The following is a 15,827-nucleotide window of genomic DNA, read 5'->3' on the forward strand; positions in this document are numbered from 1 at the left end:
TCCCGTTACCGCTGTTCCGACCCGGAAAGCCCACCGATGCGCGCACGCCACCCCCGCAGTTCCTTCCTGCTCCTGATCGCCGTGCTGCTGTCGGCCTGTGGCGGCAAGGACGACGCCGCCGCCACCGCGGCGGCCGCCGCCAGTTCGGCATTGCCGGTCTCGCTGGCCACCGCGCAGCAGCAGCCGATGGCGCGCACGGTGCTGGTATCGGGCCCGGTCACCGCATTCGAGGAAATGCAGCTGGGCGTGGAGATCAGCGGCCAGCGGGTGACCGCGTTGCCGGTGGAAGTTGGCCAGTGGGTAAAACAGGGGCAGCTGCTGCTGCAGCTGGACCACCGCACCCTGGACAGCGAACTGGCCCAGGCCGACGCCTCGCTGCGCCAGGCCCAGGCCTCGCAGGAACTGGCGCGGCTGAACTACCAGCGCAGCGAGAAGCTGGCCGCCCAGCAGCTGATCAGTGCCAGCAGCCTGGACGAGCTGCGCGCGGCGCGGATCAATGCCGAGGCGCAGACCGCCACCGCGCGCGCCTCGCGCGACGCGGCCAAGCTGCGCCGCGATTTCGCCGACCTGCGCGCGCCGGCCGACGGGCTGATCTCCAAGCGCCTGGTGCAGCCCGGCCAGGTGGTCTCGGCCGGCACCGAACTGCTGCGCCTGATCCGCGATGGCCGCCTGGAATGGCGCGCCGAACTGCCGGAGAACCAGTTGGCCGATGTCGCGGTGGGCAATACGGTGCAGCTGCCGTACGGCGGCCAGGTGATCGGCGGCCGCATCCGCGCGGTCACCCCGGGCGTGGATGCGCAGACCCGCACCGGTACCCTGTATGCCGATCTGCCCGCGCCCGGCCCGCTCAAGCCGGGCGTCTATGTCGAAGGCCGCATCGTCACCGGCGATGGCCAGGCCTTGACCATTCCCAGTGCGGCGATCGTGCAGCGCGATGGCCACAGCTATGTGTTCAGCGTCAACGACAAGCAGCAGGCCACCCGCCACCGGGTCAGCACCGGCCAGGCGGTACAGGGCCGCACCGCGATCCTGGCCGGGCTCAAGGCCGGCGACCGGGTGGTGGTGGACGGCGCCGGCTTCCTCGGCGAAGGCGACCGCGTGCGCGTGGTGGCCGCTGCCAAGGCGGCCGCCCGATGAACATTTCGGCCTGGGCGATCAAGCGCCCGCTGCCTGCGCTGCTGGTGTTCTTCGTGCTGTGCGTGGCCGGTCTGTGGGGTTTCTACCAGCTGCCGGTGGCGCGCTTCCCGGACATCGCCTTCCCGATGACCACGGTGACGGTGACCCAGCCGGGCGCGTCGCCGAGCCAGCTTGAAGCCGAGGTCACCCGCAAGGTCGAGGACTCGGTGGCCACGGTCAACAACGTCAAGCGGGTGATCTCCTCGGTCAGCGAAGGGGTGAGCACCACCACCATCGAGTTCCAGCTCGAAGCCGACCTGGCCACCGCGCTGGACGATACCCGCGATGCGATCACCCGCATCCGCACCGACCTGCCGCAGGACATCCAGGAACCGGTGATCTCCAAGGTCGATATCGGCGGCTCGCTGATGACCTATGCGCTGGTCGCCCCGCACATGACCGGCGACGAGGCCAGCTGGTTCGTCGACCGCGACGTCTCGCGCGCGATGTATGGCGTGCCCGGCGTGGCCCGGGTCACCCGCGTCGGCGGCGTGCAGCGCCAGGTGCGGGTGGACCTGGACCCCAATGCGCTGATGGCGATGGGCATCACCGCCGGCGATGTTTCCCGGCAGCTGGCCCGGATCCAGGTCGAGCGCGCCGGCGGCAAGGCCGAGATCGAAGGCGCCCAGCAGACCATCCGCACGCTGGGCACGGTCGGCAATGCGCAGGCGTTGCGCGACTATTCCATCGCGCTGCCGGACGGGCGTGCGGTGCGGCTGTCGACGCTGGCCACGGTGACCGACGCGGCCGCCGACCCCACCGAAGCGGCGCTGCTGGACGGCGGCGAAGTGGTCGCATTCTCGATGTCGCGCACGCGTGGCTCCAGCGAGGTCAAGGTGGAAAAGGGCGTGCACGCCGCGCTCGATGCGATCAAGGCCGAGCATCCGGGCATCGACTTCCGCCTGGTCACCACCGCGATCGATGAGACCCACCGTTCCTACGACTCCTCCATGACCATGCTCTGGGAAGGCGCGTTGCTGGCCCTACTGGTGGTGTGGCTGTTCCTGCGCGACTGGCGCGCGACCTGGGTGTCGGCGCTGGCGTTGCCGCTGTCGATCATTCCCACCTTCGCGGTGATGCACCTGTTCGGTTTCACCCTGAACATGATCACGTTGCTGGCGTTGTCGGTGGTGGTTGGCATCCTGGTCGACGATGCCATCGTCGAAATCGAAAACATCGTGCGCCACCTGCGCATGGGCAAGCCGCCGCTGGAAGCGGCGCGCGAGGCGGCCGGCGAGATCGGCAATGCGGTGATCGCCACCTCGCTGACGCTGGCGGCGGTGTTCGTGCCGGTGGCGTTCATGCCCGGCATCGCCGGCAAGTTCTTCCGCGAGTTCGGCTGGACCGCGGCCACCGCGGTGCTGTTCTCGCTGCTGGTGGCGCGCCTGCTCACCCCGATGATGGCCGCCTACCTGCTCAAACCGCATGGCGAGGAAAAGCCCGAGTCGCGGCTGATGACCTGGTACCTGGGCTGGGTGGACGCCGCGCTGCGCCACCGTGGCCGCACCCTGTGGCTGGCCACCGGGCTGTTCGTGGCCTCGCTGGCGCTGGTGCCGTTCATCCCGGCCACCTTCATTCCACAGTCCGACCTGGGCCGCAGCAACCTCAACCTGGAACTGCCGCCGGGCACCCGCCTGCAGGAAACCGTGGCGGTGGCCGAACGCGCGCGGGCGCTGCTCAAGGACATTCCCGAACTCAAGCAGGTCTACACCGCCGTGGGCAGCGTGCTCGACCTGGGCGACCCCAGCGCCACCGGCGTGGGCGAACCGCGCAAGGCAACGCTGGTGCTGGACTGGGGCACCGCCGATACCCGCGACCGCGACCAGCGCGTGCTCGAACGCGAGGCACGCCAGCGCCTGGCCAACCTGCCCGGGGTGCGGGTGAGCTATGTCAGCTCCGAGCCGGGCAACCTGCTGCAGCTGGTGCTGTCCGGCGACGATCCGCAGCGCCTGCAGGATGCCTCCACCGCGCTGGAGCGCGATCTGCGCGGCATCCAGGGCCTGGGCAGCGTCACCTCCACCGCCTCGCTGCTGCGCCCGGAAATCCAGATCGTGCCCGATGCCGCGCGTGCGGCCGACCTGGGCGTGGCCACCGCCGATATCGCCGAAGCGGCGCGCATCGCCACCGCCGGCGACTACGAACAACGGCTGGCCAAGCTCAACCTGCCCGACCGCCAGGTGCCGATCCGGGTCGGTTTCGCCGAGGCCACGCTGGCCAACCCGGCGCTGATCGGCCAGCTGCGCGTGCCCGGCCGCTACGGCCCGGTACCGCTGGCCGCCGTCGCCGATATCCAGCAGGGCAGTGGACCGTCGCAGATTTCGCGCTACCAGCGCCAGCGCAACGTCACCCTCACCGCCGAACTCAACGGGCGCCCGCTGGGCGAGGTGATGGCCGAAGTGCAGGCCTTGCCCGGGGTCAAGCAGTTGCCGCCGGGGGTGACCTTCCTCAATACCGGCGATGCCGAAGTGTTCGTCGAACTGTTCGTCGGCTTCCTGCTGGCCATGGCCGCCGGCCTGGTCTGCATCTACATGGTGCTGTTGCTGCTGTTCAACCATGCGCTGATGCCGATCACCATCCTGGCGGCGGTGCCGCTGTGCGCCGGCGGCGCGTTCGGTGCGCTGCTGATCACCCAGAACATGTTGTCGCTGCCGGCGCTGATCGGCCTGCTGATGCTGATCGGCATCGCCACCAAGAATTCCATCCTGCTGGTGGATTACGCGGTGATGGCCGAGGACGAGCACGGCATGAGCCAGCACGATGCGTTGATCGATGCCTGCCGCAAGCGCGCCCAGCCGATCATCATGACCACCCTGGCGATGGGCGCCGGCATGATGCCGATCGCCCTGGGTTTCGCCGGCGATTCCAGCTTCCGCGCGCCGATGGCGATCGCCGTGATCGGCGGCCTGATCACCTCCACGCTGTTGAGCCTGATCGTGATCCCGGCCGCCTTTACCGTGGTCGATGACCTGGGCGAATGGCTGTCGCGCAGGTTCCGCCGCCGCTCCTCGCATTCGGCCGGCCACGCCGCCGACTGAGCGTGGGCCGATGCCCTGGCGCAGGCGGCGGCTGCCTGCGTCAGGCCTTCCCGGCCGCTGCCTGGATCATCTTCCAGCCGTTGCCGGACGGGTCCCGGAAGCCGGCATCCACGGTGCCGTAGCGCTCCACCGGCTCCTGGTTGAATTCGACCCCCTCTGCGCTCAGCCGTGCATAGGTTGCGCGGCAGTCGTCCACGTGCAGCACCAGCGGTGGCATCGCGCCCTTGGCGACCAGTGCCTGCAGTGCCTGCGCGGTGGCCGCGTCATGCACCGGCGGGCCCGGCCGGAACAGGCCCAGCTGGAACGATGGCTGCGCCGGGTGCTGCACCGTCAGCCAGCGGTAGTCGCCATTGCCCACGTCGGTATGCACGCCGAAACCCAGCTTGCCGACGTAGAACGCCAATGCTTCATCCTGGTCGCGCACATACAGCCCGACCACACCGATACCCTGATTCATGGAACCTCCGTTGTTGAAGGCGTTGTTGTACCGGCTGCCCTGCCGCGCCGCTTCTCCGAAACTGCGCTGTCCAGGTCCGGCCGCCGTGCCGCCCGTGCGATGCACTCCGGCGCCTGTGCGGGTAGGGGGCCGCCGGCACGTACCTGGCCGGGGCTGTGCCCGGTGATGTCGTGGAAGATGCGCCCGAAGGTGCCCAGGCTGTTCCAGCCGGTCTGGTAGGCGATCTCGGTGATCGGCAGCTGGGTATCGCGGCACAGCGCCACCGCGCGCTCGATGCGCCGGGTCAGCAGGTAGCGGTGCGGCGGCAGGCCGAAGGCCTGGCGGAACTGGCGCGCGAAGTAGGCCGCCGACACCGCGCTGACCTGCGCCAGCCGTTGCACCGGCCATGCTTCGTGCGGGGCGCGGTCCATCCGGTCCTTGGCTCGTAGCAGGCGTCGCAGCAGTTCGGGGCTCTGGGGCATCGTCTCGGTTCGCCTGGTGGGCTGGGCTACGGCGCCGGCCACGGCACGCGTCGGATCGTCTGCCGATGGTAGGTTTGCCGAGGCCGGGCGGCAAGCAGGGTGCGCGGCGCGGCACGGCCGGGCTGGAATGGCTGGCATGGGTCACGCTTCCGGCCGCGTGCATGCAACTGCAAGCCCAATGTCACGGGCAGGTCACCGGCGCTGCGAATACTCCGCCGGTCTTCCACTACCCACCTGACCGATGCGCGCCAACGGCCGATACCCCCGCGTTTCCCTGCTCGCCGTGCTGCTCGGCGCCGCTGTACAGGCGATGGCTGCCGAACCGGCGCCCGCCGACGATGCCCGCACGCTGGACCAGGTGCAGGTCATCGGCCAGGCCACCAGCTATGCCAAGACCACGGTCAGCCAGGAAACGCTCAACCGCCAGCAGATCCTCAGCAGCGTCAACAACGCGCTCAACGAACTGCCCGGCGTGGTGGTCAGCGAGGCCGATGCCACCGGTTCGTCGGTATGGGGTACGCAGATCAGCATGCGTGGCTTTGTGACCAACCGCGATACCCAGCAGATCGGCACCACCATCGACGGCCTGCCCAACGGCGGCTCCGGCTACGGTGGCGGCTCGCTGGCCAACCGCTACATCGACACGCTCGACCTGGAAACGGTCGAGGTCAGCCAGGGCACGGCCGACATCTCCTCGCGCTCCAACGAGGCACTGGGCGGCACGCTGAACTTCCTCACCAGCGACCCGCTGGCCGAACAGCGCCTGCGCATGGTGGTCGGCGGCGGCGACCACGACGCCCGCAAGTATTACGTGCGCTACGACACCGGCCTGCTCGGCGGCCACACCCGTGCGTGGGTGAGCACGTCCTCGGCGCGGGTCAGCGACTGGATCGACGGCACCGGCAAGGCCAGCAACGACAACCTGGCCGCCAAGTTCATCACCGAGCTGGACCGCTGGACGCTGAGCGGCTACGCCTCCTACAACGATGCCGACGAGCCGGAGTACACCAGCGTCACCCCGGCCGCGTATGCCACCAACCCCGACCGTGACGGCCTGACCGGCACGCTCACCGGCATTCCCAACCTGGACCAGAACTACCGCTCCGGGTCGCGCGCGCTGCGCGAGAACACCTTCGGCTACCTGCGCGGGGCCTTCGACAGCGGCAACGGTTTCAAGGCCACGCTGACCGGCTACGCGCACAAGATGGAAGGCCGCGGCGACTGGCTGCCGCCGTACCTGGTGCAGGCGCGCAATGATGGCGCCGGCCGCCCGGAATCGGAGTACCTTGGCGGCGGTACCGTTTACGGGGGCAGCGCCCTGGGCCAGTTCTACTTCGTCAATCCCGACGGCAGCGCCGCGCAGGTGCGGGCCGGCTGCGTGCCGCGCCCGGGCTTCACCGCCGAGTACGATCCCAACTGCTATGCCGCCGGCGTGCAGGGCGTGCAGTCCTATCGCCACTCCCATTACGACAACGACCGCGCCGGCGCCACCGCCGACGTGGAATGGAAGCAGACCCTGGGCACGGTCGACAACACCGTGCGCGCCGGCGTGTGGGTGGAGCAGTACGACCGCAGCGTGCGCCGCGACTGGCACCGCCTGCTCAATGTCGGCACCGACATCAGCTTCGACCACCAGCCGTACTGGGTGCAGTTCGAGGACCGCTACAAGACCAGCGAGCAGATGTACTACGTCGAAGACGTGGCGCGCTTCGGCCCGTTCAGCGCGCGCGTGGGGGTCAAGCAGTTCTTCGTCGACCAGAAGCGCAGCCGGGTGATCGGCAATGCCGAGAACGTGCGTTCCGATTCCCGGTCCGACCCGCTGCTGTCCGCCGGCGGCACCTGGACGCTGCCGGTCGAGGGCCTGGAGCTGTTCGGCGGCTATTCGCAGAACTTCGCCGCCATCCCGTCCGGCGTGCTCGGCGAGACCGATGCACAGCGGTTCGCGCGGGTGGAGCCGGAGACCGCCGACAACATCGAACTGGGCCTGCGCGTGAGCCGCTGGCCGCTGACCGGTTCGCTGACGCTGTACAACATCAAGTTCGACAACCGCATCGTCTACCTGCCGGCACGCCTGGCCAACGGCATCGACTACCTGGACGAAACCGACGGCGTCTACGAGAACTTCGGCGGGGTGGAAAGCACCGGCCTGGAAGCGGCGCTCGGCTATGGCTGGGACAACGGCTGGCGGCTCAATGGCGCCTACACCTACAACCGCTCCAAGTACCTGGGCAGCGGCAACCTGGCGCGCGACACCGAACTGGGCATCGTCGATGGCGCGCAGGTGATCGGCCAGCCCAAGCACACCCTGGTGGTCTCGGCCGACTGGCAGGGCGAGCGCTGGAATGCCGGCCTGTCCGGCCGCTACCTGGGCGAGCGTTACCTGGACGCATCCAACGCCAACCGCCTGCCGTCGGCCACGGTGTTCAACGCCAACATCGGTCTGGACCTGCAGGGCCTGTCGCCCAAGCTCAAGGGCGTTGGCGCCAGCCTGGTGGTCAGCAACCTGACCGACCGCAAGTACCTGGCCGGCGTGGACGGCAGCGACTCGGCCTTCATCGGCGCGCCGCGCACGGTCGGTTTCTCGGTACGGGTCGACCTGTGAGCCCAGCGCGTCCGCCGGTCGCCGACCCCGCCCGCCGCCGCCTGCTGCAGGGTGGCGTGACGGCCGGGATCGCCGCGCTGCTGCCCAGCATCGCGCGGGCAGCGGCGATCGCCCCGGACACGCGCAGCGGCAGCCTGGAGGACGTGCAGCACATCGTGGTGCTGATGCAGGAAAACCGCGCGTTCGACCATTACTTCGGCACCCTGCCCGGGGTGCGCGGCTTCGGCGACCGCTTCGTCGCCCCGGCCGCGCCGTTGCAGCCGGGCCAGCCGCCGCGCACGTTGTGGCTGCAGCCCAATGCCGCCGGTACCGGCGCCATCGCTCCGTTCGCGCTGGATACCGCCGCGCAGTTCGGGGTCATGCGCGTGGAAGGCACCCCGCATACCTGGCCCGATGCGCAGCGCGCCTGGGACCACGGGCGCATGGGGCAGTGGCCGGCGGCCAAGCAGGACCATGCGATGGGCTACTACCGACGCGCCGACCTGCCGTTCCAGTTCGCCCTGGCCGAGGCGTTCACCGTCTGCGATGCCTACCACTGCGCGATGCAGGCCGGCACCAATCCCAACCGCCTGTTCCTGTGGACCGGGCACAACGATCCGCATGCACGTGGCGGTGGCCCGGCGGTGGCCAACTCGCACGACAACTTTCCCGAACTGGGCGGCCACCCCGATTCGTATACCTGGACCAGCTATGTCGAGTGCCTGCAGCGTGCCGGCGTGGACTGGCGGATCTACCAGGACATGGCTGACAACTTCACCGACAACCCGCTGGCCGGCTTCGAGCGCTTCCGCCAGGCCTGGCGTGCTGCGCCCGGCCACGATGCGGCCCTGCGCGAACGAGGGGTGAGCACGCGCGGGCTGGCCCAGCTGCGCCAGGACGTGCTGAAGGGCCAGCTGCCGCAGGTCAGTTTCATCATCGCCGACGCCGCCGGCAGCGAGCATCCCGGCCCGTCCAGCCCGGCCCAGGGCGCGGCGTACACCGCGCGCGTACTCGATGCGCTCACCGCCGACCCGCAGGTATGGAGCCGTACCGTGCTGCTGCTGATGTTCGACGAGAACGACGGCTTCTTCGACCACATGCCACCGCCGGCACCGCCATCGCCCGATGCTTCGGTGGCCGGCGGCTGGGCGGGTGCCTCGGCGGTGGCCACCGACGGCGAGTACCACCAGCACGCCTCGCCCGGCAACGAGAAGGCCGATCCGCTGGACCTGCGTGGCCGCCCGTACGGGCTTGGCCCGCGCGTGCCGCTGTATGCGATTTCGCCGTGGAGCCGCGGCGGCTGGGTCGATTCGCAGGTGTACGACCACACCTCGGTGATCCGCCTGATCGAGCGCCGTTTCGGCGTGGCCGCGCCGGCGCTGTCGCCGTGGCGCCGCGCGGTCTGCGGCGACCTCACCGGCGCCTTCGATTTCGCCCATCGCGATACGCGGCCCTTCCTCGCCTCGCTGCCGGCCACCGCCGCCCTTGCCGCGCGCGCGGCCGCCCTGCCGGGGCGCACGGTGCCGGCCTTGCCCGAAAGCCTGCCACCGGCGCAGCAGGAACCGGGCATACGTCCCGCCCGCGCGCTGCCGTACCGCCCGCAGGCGGACATTGCCGTGGATGCGGCGGCGGTCACCCTGCAGCTGGCCTGCGAAGGCGCACCGGCGGTGCTGCACGTCTACGACATGCTGCAGCTGGAGGCGATACCGCGCCGCTATACGCTCGCCCCGGGCATGCCGTTGCAGGGCCGCTGGGCGCTGCACAAGGGCAGCGGCTACGACCTGTGGCTGCTGGGCCCCAACGGCTTCCACCGCCATTACCGCGGCGCGGCAGGCGCGGCCGCGCCGGTGATTACGACGGTGGAGCGCAGCGCTGCGGGGCTGCGCCTGCAGCTGCACAATCCCGGCCCGACCGCGCAGGCGGTCGGCATTTCCGCCGCTGCCTACGCCGCGCAGATGCCCGCACGCCAGCTGCAGCTGCAGCTGCAGCCCGATGAACGTACCCAGATCGTCTGGGATGCCGCGCCCACCGCCGGCTGGTACGACCTGCAGCTGCAGCAACCCGGCGTCTGGCAGCGCCTGGCCGGCCGCGCCGAAGATGGCCGGCCGGGCACCACCGACCCGGCGATGGGGGCCGCACCGTTGCGGCTGTTGGCCGACTGAAGCCGCCAGCAGGCCGTTGCCGCTAGCGCTGCCCGGCCACGGCCGGCAGCGCGGTGCGCCGGCCCGCCGCGGTCCATGCCCGCAGTCCCATCACCGCCAGCGCCACGAACACCACGTACAGCGCGGCGGTGAGGTGCAGCGATTTGATCAGGTACATGCCGACGTAGACCACGTCCACGACGATCCACAGCCACCAGCTGGCGCTGTGCCGGCGTGCCTGCCACCACTGCGCCACCAGGCTCAGTGCGGCCAGCATCGCATCCAGCCACGGCAGCGCGGCGTCGGTGAAGTGGTGCATCAGCGCCCCCAGCGCGATCCCGAACGCCACGCCGACGCCCAGGTCGCGCAGCAGCTGCCGCCGCGGCAACGCGACGATCACGATCGCACCGTCCTGCTGCGCCTGCCGCCGCCAGCTGATCCAGCCGTACAGCAGGAAGCCGCCGAACACGACCTGCAGCAAGGTGTCCGAATACAGCCTGGCCTCGGCGAACACCAGCGCATACAACGCCACCGACACCAGCCCGACCGGCCAGGCCAGCATCCAGCGGCGTGCCATCAGCCACACCCCGAGCGCGCTGAAGGCCACTGCCGACCATTCCAGAACGGCCGGATTCATAGCCCGAACGTCACCGACAGCCGTGCCTGGCGCGGCGCCCCGGCGAACAGGTAGTAGTCGCCGGCGGTGCTGCCGGTATCGCGCCAGTAGAAGCGGTCGAACACGTTGTCCACCGACAGGTTCCAGGTCACCGGGTGCGCGCGCAGCGTGTGCTTCACGCGCAGGCCCAGGTCGACCACGTGATAGGCCGGCGCGCGCGCGCTGCCATCCACCGTGGCGGCGTTGGCCGACGCGTAGCGCCAGCCGCCGGTGAGCGCCAGGCCGGTGGCGAATGGCAGCGTGTAGTCGGCCTGCACGCTGGCACGCAGTTTGGGCACGTTGACCAGCTGGTGGCCCTCGTACAGCGCGGTCCCGGTGCTGCGCGCACGTGCCTGCAGCGCACTGACGCTGGCGTTGAGCACCAGGCCCTGGGCGATGCGGCCGTTGGCGGTCAGCTCCAGGCCCGTGTGGGTCTGCTGGCCTTCGGCAACGAACGTATACCCGGCGTCGCTGCCATCGGGCTTGGCGTACTGGAACGGCTGCGAGGTGCGGAACACAGCCGCGCCCAGGGTCAGCGCATCGGAGCTGGCGTACTTGATGCCCACTTCGGTCTGGCGCGACAGCACCGGGGCCAGGAACGCACCCTCGTTGGAGGTCCAGAATGGGGCTTCCTGGCCCAGCGAAATGCCGCGCACGTAGCTGGCGTACACATTCACCGCATCGGTGGCCTTCCAGACCAGCGCGGTCTGCGGCAGGAACCGCGACAACGTGCTGTGCCGTTCGGCGTTGCCGCGCTTGTCGAAGGCGCGCTCGTCCAGGCGCACGAAGCGCCCACCGGCCAACCACTGCCAGTGATCGCCGAACTGCATGCGGTCCATGGCGAACAACGCGGTCTGCGCGCTGTCCAGGCGGCGCACCGACGGCCCCGGTTGCAGCGGCGAGGGGTCGAACACCGGCACCTGCGCATCGTGGATATTGGCCGTGCCCACGTACTCGTTGACGTTGCGGCGCTTGTCGACGGTGCGCTCGAAACGATCGGCACCGATGCTGAGCTCATGGCCCACGCGCCCGGTCTGGAAGCGGCCGCGCAGTTCGGCGCGTGCTTCCAGGTTGCGGCGGGTGTCGTCGGGGCTGCGGTAATCGTAGATGTCGTAGTCGCCGTTGGGCGCGAAGTAGTTGCCCGGCACGCTGCCATCGGCGCATGCGGCGGCGTAGTAGCAGCCGTAGGCGAAGGCTACGTTGTCGTCGATCACCGAGCGGCTGTAACCGGCCGACACCCGCGACTGCCAGTCGGCGTTGAAGTCGTAGGTGTGCAGCGCGCTGAGGTTGGTGCTGTCGATGCCCACCGGCTTCTGCCAGGGCTGGTAGCCGAGCATGTGGCTGCGGTCCACGCCGCGCGGCAGGGCGCTGGCGCCAAGCAGCTGGTAGCCCGAGGCCGAGCGCTGCGCGCTGGTCTGGTAGCTGGCATCCACTTCCAGTTTGCTGCGCGCGCTGATCAACCAGTCGGTGGCCAGCGCATAGAAATTGCGGCGGCCGTCGGCGTGGTCGATGTAGGAGGCGCTGTCGTCCCAGGCGGCATTGAAGCGCACCCCGAAACGCGGGGTCAGCCAATGGCCGACATCCACTGCGGCATAGCGCGAGCCTTCGGCGTCGGTGGCCAGGGTGAGGTTGCGCACCTCGTCCGGGCGCTTGCCGACGTAGTTGATGATGCCGCCCGGCGCCATGACCCCGGCGGCCAGCCCGGCCTCGCCCTTGAGGATCTCCACCTGCTGCACGTTCTCCAGCGCCAAGCGCTGCTCGCCGGCGATGCCCAGGCCGTTGAAGCGGTAGCCGGTGGCGGTATCCAGCGGGAAGCCGCGGATGGCGATGTTCTGGTAATAGCCGACCGGGGCGTAGCTGTCGCCCAGCGAGGCGTCGTTGCTGGCCAGCTCGGACAGCGTGCGCACCTGGCGGGTATCCAGCAGGCTGCGGTCGAGCACGGTCATCGAGGCCGGCGTGTCCTTCCAGTCGCCGCTGCCGAAGCTGTTGGACTGGGGCGCGGCGACAGCCGCTTGCCGGGCCTGCACGCGGACGGCGGCCAGTTCGGTCGGGGAGCGTTCGGGGGCGTCGGCGGCAGTGTCGCTGGCGTACAGCGGCAGGGCAGTGCACAGGGCGACGGTCAACAGCGCGGGTCGGTAGCAGCGGTTCATTCGATTCGTCATCAGCCAAAGAGACGAAGCGACGGCGTGCGCGCACCGACCCATCCGGTCGTTGCACCCACTGCACAAAGCTCCCTACGCCGGTGCAAACCGGATCAGGTTCCAAGGGACTCTCTCAGCCTGATCATCCAGGCACCCCCGCTTCAGGGGCTATTTCACCACAATCGGCGCGGCTCTGCCCGCGCCGGCTCAGGCGGCCGCATGCAGCGCCGCCAGCAAGGCCTGGCCCTGGGCGCCGTTGAACCAGCGGGCATGGCCGAGCAGGAAGGTGTGGTAGGCCACGTCGGCATTGGCCGGCGAGCCGGTGATGGCCTGGAAGTACTCCACTTCGGACAGGGCAAAGTCCAGGTGCACGATCGGCAGCAGGTCGGCCAGCAGCCGTACCCGCGCGGTCGACAGCGGCAGCACCTGGCGGTAGCCCTCGAGCAGGGCCAGGGCGATGTCCACGCGTGCGGCTGGCGCCGCAGCGTCCACTTCCAGCCAGGCGATCGCATTGCGCTCGATCGCCGTGGCCAGGTCGAACAGGGCGCTGGTCGGTGAGGCCAGGCCGAAGTCGAGCACGGTCTCGATCGCCTGCCCGGCGCCGGCCGGGGACCACAGCAGGTTGGAGACATGCCAGTCGTTGTGCGTCCACAGCCGCGGTTCGTCCTGCAGCCGGCCGGCCAGGCGGGCGTGCCAGGGCAGCACCGCGCGCTGCAGGTCGCGCTCCCAGTCCTGGCCGGCCAGGTAGGCGGCCAGGCCGGGCCGCTGCGCCAGGCCGGCGCGCAGCAGCGCCAGCGGATCGTCGGCGCGGATCAGGTCGTCGCGCGCCACCAGCAGGTGGGTGCTGCGCTGGGGCGCGTGATGGTCGGCGGCGGCCTGGTGCAACCGGGCCAGCATGCGCCCGGCCTGGCGCGCCTGGGCCAGGTCGGTCAATGGCGTCCACGAGGGCGCGTCGCGGTAAAGATCCTGGCCGCGTCCCAGGCTGTGCAGCTCATAGGTCCAGCCGTCGTGCTCGACCGCGCTGTCGCCGTTGGCGGCGTGCAGCACCTGCACCACCGGCACCCCGCGTGCGGCCAGGTGGGCGATGAAGCGGTGTTCTTCGCCCAGCACCGCCGCGCTGCGCACGCTGCCGTGGTGGCGTTTGATGAACACCGGCCCGGTCGCGCTGTCGACGATGGCGGCGGCCGACAGCGGTCGCGGGCTGTGCCACAGCAACGGGCAGGGGCCGTCGAGCTGCCGGTAGCGTCCGCCCAGCCAGGTGATTTCGGCAGCGGTGAGCGGCGGCCAGTCGGCGGCCACCGCATCGTTGTTGAGGCCCTGCACGAGGTGGTTGTCGTCGTTCATCGGAAAGCAGTCGGGCGTGCGCACTGGCGGGGGGCGTTAGGGAGGCTCTGATCAATGATGCCATTTATTGAAAAGCAGGCCTCCGGCCGCCGGACACTTGCCCGCTCAGGGCGGTCTCAAGAAGCAAGCGCAACACGTGATCTGAATTCGGCGATCTCTTTGTCCATCACTTCGGCGGGCGTCTTCCAGCCCAGCGTCTGACGCGGGCGTGTGTTCATGAGCATCGCAACGTGATTGAGATACTCCTGGCTCGCGCTCGACAGATCAACGCCCTTGGGCAGGAACTGCCGAAGCAATCCGTTGGTGTTTTCGTTGCTGCCGCGCTGCCACGGCGCGTGTGGATCAGCAAACCAAACGTCGATATCCAGGCGGTCCATCAGCTCTGGGTAGCACGTCAACTCCGTGCCTCGGTCGTAGGTCAAGCTGGTGCGCATGGATTCGGGCAGCTTCTTCAGTTGGCGACTGAAACCCTGTAATGACCCACCGGTTTCTGCTCAGGTCATGCGGTTAATGTAGCGGTATAGGTGACCTCCTCCCAGTAATTTAGACCAGCCAGAACTATAAAATTCGGCGACACTCAGGCCCAAGGAGGCCCGTCGCCATGAAGAAGTCGAAGTTCACTGAAGAGCAGATCGCGTTCGCCCTGAAACAAGCCGAGAGCGGCACGACGGTCGAAGAGATTTGCCGCAAAATGGGTATCAGCCAAGCTACGTTCTACGCTTGGCGCAAAAAGTTCGGCGGGTTAGGCGTGTCCGAACTACGCCGGCTACGTCAGCTTGAGGAAGAGAACCGCAAGCTCAAGCAATTGGTCGCCGATTTGAGTCTGGACAAAGTTATGCTGCAGGATGTGCTCTCAAAAAAGCTCTGAGGCCCACGCAGCGCAAGACGCTCGTGGGCCACTTGGTCGACCGTTATCGAGTTGGGGTTCGCCGGGCTTGCGAGGTCGTAAAGCAAAGCCGTTCGGCGTGGTATTACCAACCCCGTGAGAATGATGATGCGCCACTACTTCTGCGGATCGAAGAGATCGCTGCCACGCGGGTTCGCTACGGCTTCTGGAGAATATTCGTGCTGTTGCGCCGGGAAGGCTGGAAGGCCAACCACAAACGCGTCTACCGGCTTTACTGCCAAGCGGGCCTCAATCTGCGGCGTAAGCGTCCTCGCAGACGCAAGGCCGCAGCACACCGCCTGGAGCGCACGATGCTGACGGCTCCAAATCAGGTTTGGAGCATGGATTTCGTGGCCGATGCCCTATTCGACGGACGCCGCTTCCGGGCGCTGACCGTCGTGGACAACTTCACCAAGGAAAGTCTAGCCATCGAAGTGAATCAGCACCTCAAGGGCGAAGACGTGGTGGCCGTGATGGAACGCCTACGCCACCAGCGCGAGCTGCCGCAACGCATCCAGACAGACAACGGCAGCGAATTCGTCTCGATCGTGATGGATCGCTGGGCCTACGACAATGGGGTGACCATGGACTATTCCCGACCTGGCACACCGACCGACAACCCCTTCATCGAGTCGTTCAATGGCAGCTTCCGGGACGAGTGTCTCAACACGCACTGGTTCCTGTCGCTCGATGACGCCCGCCAGAAGATCGAAAGCTGGAGGGTCGATTACAATCATTTCCGGACGCACTCATCAATCGGCGATGTCCCACCAGCCGAGTTTGCCGCCCAATTCACGTCCCCACCCAACGCCGAATTTTCCACTTCTGCTCGGGCCTAACGCGGGGAGGAGGTCAGAGGAGGCTTAGACTATGACGAGCATCCTCTACTTCAAACCGGGGCACGGCCACAGTTGACCACACCTCAACACCCATGAAATATCCATTCAACG

General features: G+C 68.7%; 10 protein-coding genes, 1 pseudogene and 1 riboswitch. Of the genes and pseudogenes, 5 read left to right on the forward strand and 6 right to left on the reverse strand.

What is annotated here, in order from left to right; all coding sequences use genetic code 11:
* The first annotated feature begins 36 nt into the window (after positions 1–36).
* Entirely contained in the window at positions 37–1,137 is a 1,101-nt protein-coding gene (locus AC3ITM_RS00940; protein WP_489267693.1) for an efflux RND transporter periplasmic adaptor subunit, read from the forward strand.
* Positions 1,134–4,211 (forward strand): efflux RND transporter permease subunit, encoded by a 3,078-nt coding sequence (locus tag AC3ITM_RS00945; RefSeq protein ID WP_489267695.1) that lies wholly within the window; start codon positions 1,134–1,136, stop codon positions 4,209–4,211. Before AC3ITM_RS00940 ends, AC3ITM_RS00945 begins: the two co-directional genes overlap by 4 nt.
* Before the next feature lie 40 nt (positions 4,212–4,251).
* Here AC3ITM_RS00945 and AC3ITM_RS00950 read toward each other — a convergent pair whose 3' ends face one another.
* Positions 4,252–4,668, reverse strand: coding sequence for a VOC family protein (locus AC3ITM_RS00950; protein ID WP_489267697.1), 417 nt, complete (start codon positions 4,666–4,668; stop codon positions 4,252–4,254).
* The gene (locus AC3ITM_RS00955) at positions 4,665–5,129 is read right to left on the reverse strand and encodes a helix-turn-helix transcriptional regulator (protein WP_489267699.1); all 465 of its coding nucleotides are present in this window, start codon (positions 5,127–5,129) and stop codon (positions 4,665–4,667) included. Before AC3ITM_RS00955 ends, AC3ITM_RS00950 begins: the two co-directional genes overlap by 4 nt.
* A gap of 241 nt (positions 5,130–5,370) precedes the next feature.
* On the opposite strand from AC3ITM_RS00955, the gene AC3ITM_RS00960 reads away from it, so the two are divergent.
* Positions 5,371–7,731 carry a TonB-dependent receptor gene (locus AC3ITM_RS00960; RefSeq protein ID WP_489267701.1) on the forward strand — a complete coding sequence of 787 codons (2,361 nt, stop codon included), beginning with the start codon at positions 5,371–5,373 and terminating at the stop codon, positions 7,729–7,731.
* Positions 7,728–9,872, forward strand: a complete 2,145-nt coding sequence (locus AC3ITM_RS00965) for a phosphocholine-specific phospholipase C (RefSeq protein ID WP_489267703.1) — start codon at positions 7,728–7,730, stop codon at positions 9,870–9,872. The genes AC3ITM_RS00960 and AC3ITM_RS00965 overlap by 4 nt, the downstream gene beginning before the upstream one ends.
* 22 nt (positions 9,873–9,894) lie before the next feature.
* On the opposite strand, the gene pnuC is transcribed toward AC3ITM_RS00965, so the two are convergent.
* The 4 genes and pseudogenes from pnuC to AC3ITM_RS00985 all read right to left on the reverse strand — a co-directional run.
* Positions 9,895–10,488 (reverse strand): nicotinamide riboside transporter PnuC, encoded by a 594-nt coding sequence (gene pnuC, locus AC3ITM_RS00970; protein WP_489267705.1) that lies wholly within the window; start codon positions 10,486–10,488, stop codon positions 9,895–9,897.
* Positions 10,485–12,656, reverse strand: coding sequence for a TonB-dependent receptor (locus tag AC3ITM_RS00975; RefSeq protein ID WP_489267707.1), 2,172 nt, complete (start codon positions 12,654–12,656; stop codon positions 10,485–10,487). Before AC3ITM_RS00975 ends, pnuC begins: the two co-directional genes overlap by 4 nt.
* A 64-nt stretch (positions 12,657–12,720) precedes the next feature.
* Positions 12,721–12,815: riboswitch (TPP riboswitch) on the reverse strand.
* A gap of 39 nt (positions 12,816–12,854) precedes the next feature.
* Complete coding sequence (locus AC3ITM_RS00980; RefSeq protein ID WP_489267709.1) at positions 12,855–13,991, reverse strand: phosphotransferase enzyme family protein; 1,137 nt, start codon at positions 13,989–13,991, stop codon at positions 12,855–12,857.
* 116 nt (positions 13,992–14,107) lie between these two features.
* Positions 14,108–14,470, reverse strand: a pseudogene (locus tag AC3ITM_RS00985) (IS30 family transposase); the annotation flags it as partial.
* A gap of 122 nt (positions 14,471–14,592) precedes the next feature.
* Here AC3ITM_RS00985 and AC3ITM_RS00990 point away from each other — a divergent pair.
* A protein-coding gene (locus AC3ITM_RS00990) for an IS3 family transposase (protein WP_489264972.1) occupies positions 14,593–15,716 on the forward strand; the annotation gives its coding sequence in 2 pieces (ribosomal slippage) (positions 14,593–14,845 and positions 14,845–15,716; 1,125 coding nt in all).
* Positions 15,717–15,827 lie beyond the last annotated feature (111 nt).

Source organism: Stenotrophomonas sp. KH_029 (genome assembly GCF_057839765.1).

Coding starts and splice junctions, on each gene's coding strand:
- pnuC (WP_489267705.1), bottom strand. CDS start 10,488: ATGAATCCGGCCGTTCTGGAATGGTCGGCAGTGGCCTTCAGCGCGCTC.
- AC3ITM_RS00940 (WP_489267693.1), top strand. CDS start 37: ATGCGCGCACGCCACCCCCGCAGTTCCTTCCTGCTCCTGATCGCCGTG.
- AC3ITM_RS00945 (WP_489267695.1), top strand. CDS start 1,134: ATGAACATTTCGGCCTGGGCGATCAAGCGCCCGCTGCCTGCGCTGCTG.
- AC3ITM_RS00980 (WP_489267709.1), bottom strand. CDS start 13,991: ATGAACGACGACAACCACCTCGTGCAGGGCCTCAACAACGATGCGGTG.
- AC3ITM_RS00960 (WP_489267701.1), top strand. CDS start 5,371: ATGCGCGCCAACGGCCGATACCCCCGCGTTTCCCTGCTCGCCGTGCTG.
- AC3ITM_RS00975 (WP_489267707.1), bottom strand. CDS start 12,656: ATGAACCGCTGCTACCGACCCGCGCTGTTGACCGTCGCCCTGTGCACT.
- AC3ITM_RS00950 (WP_489267697.1), bottom strand. CDS start 4,668: ATGAATCAGGGTATCGGTGTGGTCGGGCTGTATGTGCGCGACCAGGAT.
- AC3ITM_RS00955 (WP_489267699.1), bottom strand. CDS start 5,129: ATGCCCCAGAGCCCCGAACTGCTGCGACGCCTGCTACGAGCCAAGGAC.